Source organism: Dokdonella sp. (genome assembly GCF_039926425.1).
GTDB lineage: Bacteria > Pseudomonadota > Gammaproteobacteria > Xanthomonadales > Rhodanobacteraceae > Dokdonella_A.
The window spans coordinates 1-4,547 of record NZ_JBDSWZ010000208.1; the positions used below are offsets into that span (position 1 = coordinate 1).

5 protein-coding genes are annotated in these 4,547 nt (G+C 67.0%); 4 read left to right on the forward strand and 1 reads right to left on the reverse strand.

Annotated elements, in window-relative coordinates; all coding sequences use genetic code 11:
• Positions 1-1,190, forward strand: a 1,190-nt coding sequence (gene ubiA, locus ABIV12_RS12220) for a 4-hydroxybenzoate octaprenyltransferase (protein WP_348059647.1), incomplete at its 5' end; no start/stop codon positions are given.
• A gap of 24 nt (positions 1,191-1,214) precedes the next feature.
• Here ubiA and ABIV12_RS12225 read toward each other — a convergent pair.
• Positions 1,215-1,943 (reverse strand): ComF family protein, encoded by a 729-nt coding sequence (locus ABIV12_RS12225; protein ID WP_348059651.1) that lies wholly within the window; start codon positions 1,941-1,943, stop codon positions 1,215-1,217.
• 86 nt (positions 1,944-2,029) lie between these two features.
• Here ABIV12_RS12225 and bioB point away from each other — a divergent pair, with 86 nt between their 5' ends.
• The 3 genes from bioB to ABIV12_RS12240 all read left to right on the forward strand — a co-directional run.
• On the forward strand, positions 2,030-3,034 hold the full coding sequence (gene bioB, locus ABIV12_RS12230; RefSeq protein WP_348059652.1) for a biotin synthase BioB: 1,005 nt from the start codon (positions 2,030-2,032) through the stop codon (positions 3,032-3,034).
• A 69-nt stretch (positions 3,035-3,103) separates the two neighbouring features.
• Entirely contained in the window at positions 3,104-3,667 is a 564-nt protein-coding gene (locus tag ABIV12_RS12235) for an ECF-type sigma factor (RefSeq protein WP_348059653.1), read from the forward strand.
• Positions 3,664-4,547 (forward strand): serine/threonine-protein kinase (locus ABIV12_RS12240; RefSeq protein ID WP_348059655.1); only part of this gene is annotated, 884 nt, incomplete at its 3' end. The genes ABIV12_RS12235 and ABIV12_RS12240, both read left to right, overlap by 4 nt.

Genomic DNA, 4,547 nt, shown 5'->3' on the forward strand with positions numbered 1-4,547 from the left:
CTACGCCCGCGCGTCCGACCGTCTCTCCAATTCCCGTGGCTGCGCCGCCGAGCGCACGCGCCACGGAGACGCCCGAACGGCCGCCTGCGCTGCAAAAGAATGCACCGGTCGCGACGACGCGCGTGGATCCGGCGCGTCCGCCACTTGACAAGAACGCACGTCGCGCTCCGCCGAACGACCGCGCGGCCGATGACACGCCTGTGGTGATTCCATCATTCGCGCGCAAACCGGAACCCCCCGCGCGCGCGCCGGCCGCCGCGCGTCCGGCAGATGCGTCCACGCGCTCTGCGCGAATGATCGACTGGCTCACCGGCGCGCTGCCGCCCAAACATCGGGCGCGCGTTCGCGAATACCTCGTGCTGATGCGACTGGACCGTCCGGTCGGTGCGTTGCTGTTGCTGTGGCCGACGTGGTGGGCGCTGTGGTTTGCGGCAAACGATTTTCCGCCGATCGGCGCGTTGCTGATCTTCACGCTCGGCGTGTTCGTGATGCGCAGCGCGGGCTGCGTGATCAATGACTACGCGGACCATGGCTGGCTCGATGCGAACGTCGAGCGCACGCGCGGCCGGCCGATGGCCGCTGGGCGTGTCTCGAAGAAGGAGGCGTTGTTGCTGTTCGGTGGCCTGCTTGGCATCGCGTTCGTGCTGGTGCTGTTCACCAATGCGCTGACGATCAAGCTGTCGATCGTCGGCGCGGCACTTGCAGCGGTGTATCCCTTCACCAAGCGCGTGACGCATCTGGCGCAGGTCGTTCTCGGCGCCGCGTTCGGCTGGGCGATCCCGATGGCGTTCGCCGCGGTGACCAACTCGCTGCCGCCACTGTGCTGGCTGCTGTTCCTCGCCAACGTGCTGTTCTCGACGGTGTACGACACCGAATATGCGATGGTCGATCGCGACGACGACGTGCGCGTCGGTGCGAAGTCGACCGCCATCCTGTTCGGCGATGCAGACCGCGCGGCCATCGGCGTGTTGATGGTGACGTTCGTGCTGGCGATGCTGCTCGCCGGCACGCGTGCCGCGTTGCACTGGCCGTATTTCGTCGGCCTCGCCGTTGCAGCCGGGCTGTTCGGCTATCAGCAGACGCTGATCCGCGATCGATCGCGTGAGCATTGCTTCGCTGCATTCCGCAACAACAATCTGGTCGGGCTGGTGCTCTGGCTCGGCTTGCTGTTTGCGCTGGCGATCCGCTGATCACGACGCTCTCGACGCCGCGAGTCAGGCGCGCGAGGTTGGCGCGCGCGCCAGCGCCCACACATCGACACGGTTCACTCCGGCGCGATGCAGCGTCTTCGCCGCCTCGCGCAGCGTGGCGCCGGTCGTCATCACGTCGTCGAGCAGCACCACGTGCGCGGGCCACTCAACTGTGGGCGCCACGTCGAACGCACCGCGCAGGTTGCGTCTGCGAGCCTTCGCGTCGAGCCCGGTCTGCGGTGGCGTCGGTCGCGTACGAATGAGCGCGTCGTGGCGCAACGGAATGCCCAGCGCCCTCGCGAGCGGCAGCGCGAGCTCAAGCGCCTGGTTGTAACCGCGCTCGCGCAGCCGAAGCCGATGCAAGGGCACCGGTACGATCAACAATGGCAATGCCGGACCATCCACGCGCACACGCATCACCATGAGTTCCGCCAACACGCGGCCGGCGGCGAGGTCGCGCCGGAATTTGAACCGGGCCTCGAGCAGGTCGAGCGGATGGGTGTAGAGGAATGGTGCCCATGCGGCCGCGAACACCGGGTCGCGCACGAGGCATTGGCCACAGAGCGGCGCCGGCGCCTTCAGCGGAAGTGCGCAACGCGAACAACAGGGCTGGTTCAGCGTGAAATCGTTGGTGCAGCCGGCGCACAGATCGATCCCGTCGCTGCCATGGTCGCCGCACAACAGGCAACGCAGCGGCAGCACGACGCGCAACGCGCGCGACGCGATCGCGTCAACCTTCCATGGTTCGTTCAAGTTGACAGCCTCCTGGCCCGCGATGACACTTCCGTATGAAACAACTGCAGGTCACCACGATACACCGACTCTGTCTGGACGCTCTCATGCCCACACCCCGCCACGACTGGACCCGCGACGACGTGCTGCGATTGCTCGATCTGCCGTTCGCCGATTTGCTGCAGCAGGCGCACGCTGTCCATCGCGAACACCACGATCCGAACGCGGTGCAGGTGTCGACGCTGCTGTCGATCAAGACCGGCGGCTGTCCCGAGGACTGCGCGTACTGTCCGCAGGCGGCGCGCTATTCGACCGGCGTCGAGGCCGAAAAACTGATGACGCTCGACGCGGTGATGGCGAAGGCGCGACAGGCAAAGGCCGCAGGTGCGACGCGTTTCTGCATGGGCGCAGCGTGGCGTTCGCCGAAAGACCGAGACGTGCCCAAGGTGGCCGCAATGATCGGCGCGGTGAAAGCGCTCGGCATGGAAACCTGCGCGACGCTCGGCATGCTCAGCCCGCCCCAGGCCGAGGCATTGAAGGAAGCCGGTCTCGACTACTACAACCACAACCTCGACAGCGCGCCGGAGTTCTACGGCGAAATCATCCAGACGCGCGAGTACCAGGACCGCCTCGACACGCTCGGCCACGTGCGCGACGCCGGCCTGAAAACCTGCTGTGGCGGCATCGTCGGCATGGGCGAGTCGCGCGCGCAGCGCGCAGGTTTGCTGCACACGCTGGCGACCCTGCCGGCGCATCCCGATTCGGTGCCGATCAATCGACTCGTTCGCGTCGAAGGCACTCCGCTGGCTGAAACCAGGCCGCTCGATCCGTTCGAGTTCGTCCGCACCATCGCGGTCGCGCGTATCGTGATGCCGGCGTCGATGGTGCGCCTGTCTGCCGGTCGCGCCGAGATGAGCGACGAATTGCAGGCGCTGTGCTTTTTCGCCGGCGCCAATTCGATCTTCTACGGCGAGAAGCTGCTGACCACCGACAATCCGGACACCGGGCGCGACCAGGCGCTGTTCGCACGCCTCGGCGTCCACGCAATGCAGATCGAGAGGCAGTCGACCACGGTGCACGCCGACATCGTCGAGCCGCTGATCACCGCGTAAGATCGTCTCCCCATCGCTTGCACATGCGTTTGCCGACCACGGCCGACGCTTCCGCCGGAATCGATTGCGATGCAGCCGGAGACCGATCACGACATCACGCGCCTGATTGCCGCCTGGCGCGACGGCGATGTTGAGGCGCGCGAGTTGCTGATGCAGCGCGTCTACGCGAACGTACGCGCGATTGCCGCCCAATCGCTGCGGCGCATGCCGGGCGCGACGCTGAGCGCCACGGATCTCGCCCACGAAGCCCTGCTGAAATTGCTCGGTGCCGACCTCGACTGGACCGATCGCCGCCATTTTTTCCATGTGGCCGCACAGGCGACGCGCCAGGTGCTGGTCGACGCCGCGCGCAAGCGCCTCTCCGACAAACGCGGCGGTGACGTGCAGCACGTGGATCTGGATGCCGCGCTGACTGTCGCGGCGCCGGAATCGGATGCCACCCTGGTGCGCGTCGATACTGCGTTGCGCGATCTCGCGCTGACCGACCTGCGGCGCGCGCAGACCATCGACCTGATCTACTTCGGCGGCTTCAACCGCGCGGAAGTGGCGGCTGCACTCGAGGTGTCCGAAGGCACGGTCGACCGCGACTTGCGACTCGCACGCGCGTGGCTGAAAACGGCGCTGGAAACGTGAGCACGTCGCTCGACCGCTACGCGGACGACTTCGAGCGCATTCGCACGCTCGATCCCGCTCAGCGCGCGGCCGCCATCGCGGGTCTCGAGCTCGATCCGCATGAGCGCGCGATGCTCGAACGCCTGCTCGCGGCGGACGCGGCGCCCGGCGACCCGCTGGCAAGCGCGCTGAACTCCGCTGCTCTGCAGTTCCAGTCGATCGGTCACACGCGGATGGGTGCGTATCGGCTCGTACGCGAGCTCGGCGCCGGCGGAATGGGCACGGTCTTCCTTGCCGAACGCGTTGACGGCGGATTCTCGCAAGCCGTCGCCATCAAGCTGCTGCGCGGATTCCCGACCCAGGACGGGCTGCGCCGCTTGCGCCAGGAACGGCAAATCCTCGCCAACCTCGATCACCCGAACATCGCACGTCTGCTCGATGGCGGCGAGCGCGCAGATGGGCAGCCGTGGCTTGCGCTCGAGTATGTCGATGGCTTGCCGCTGCTTGACTATGCGGCGCAGCACGCGCCGACATTGCGCGCGCGCATCGCGTTGTTCGAGGCGATGCTCGATGCGGTCGGTCACGCGCACCAGCGACTGATCATCCATCGCGACCTCAAGCCCGCCAACGTGATGGTCGCAGCGAATGGCACGGTCAAGCTGCTCGACTTCGGCATCGCGCGCCTGGTCGAAACCGACGATGCGGAGGTCCACAACACATCGACGCGTGTCTTCACGCGCGGCTACGCGAGCCCGGAACAACGTGACGGTGGCTCGATCACCACCGCCAGCGACATCTACAGTCTCGGCGTGCTGCTCGGCGAACTGCTGCGCGGCCGGCGCGACGACAGCGGCGAGGCCGGTGCGATCGAACCGCTCGATCTGGACATCGAGCTGGCCGG

What these genes read in the sequence shown, in the direction of transcription:
- bioB (WP_348059652.1), top strand. Translation starts at nt 2,030, where the DNA reads ATGCCCACACCCCGCCACGACTGGACCCGCGACGACGTGCTGCGATTG.
- ABIV12_RS12235 (WP_348059653.1), top strand. Translation starts at nt 3,104, where the DNA reads ATGCAGCCGGAGACCGATCACGACATCACGCGCCTGATTGCCGCCTGG.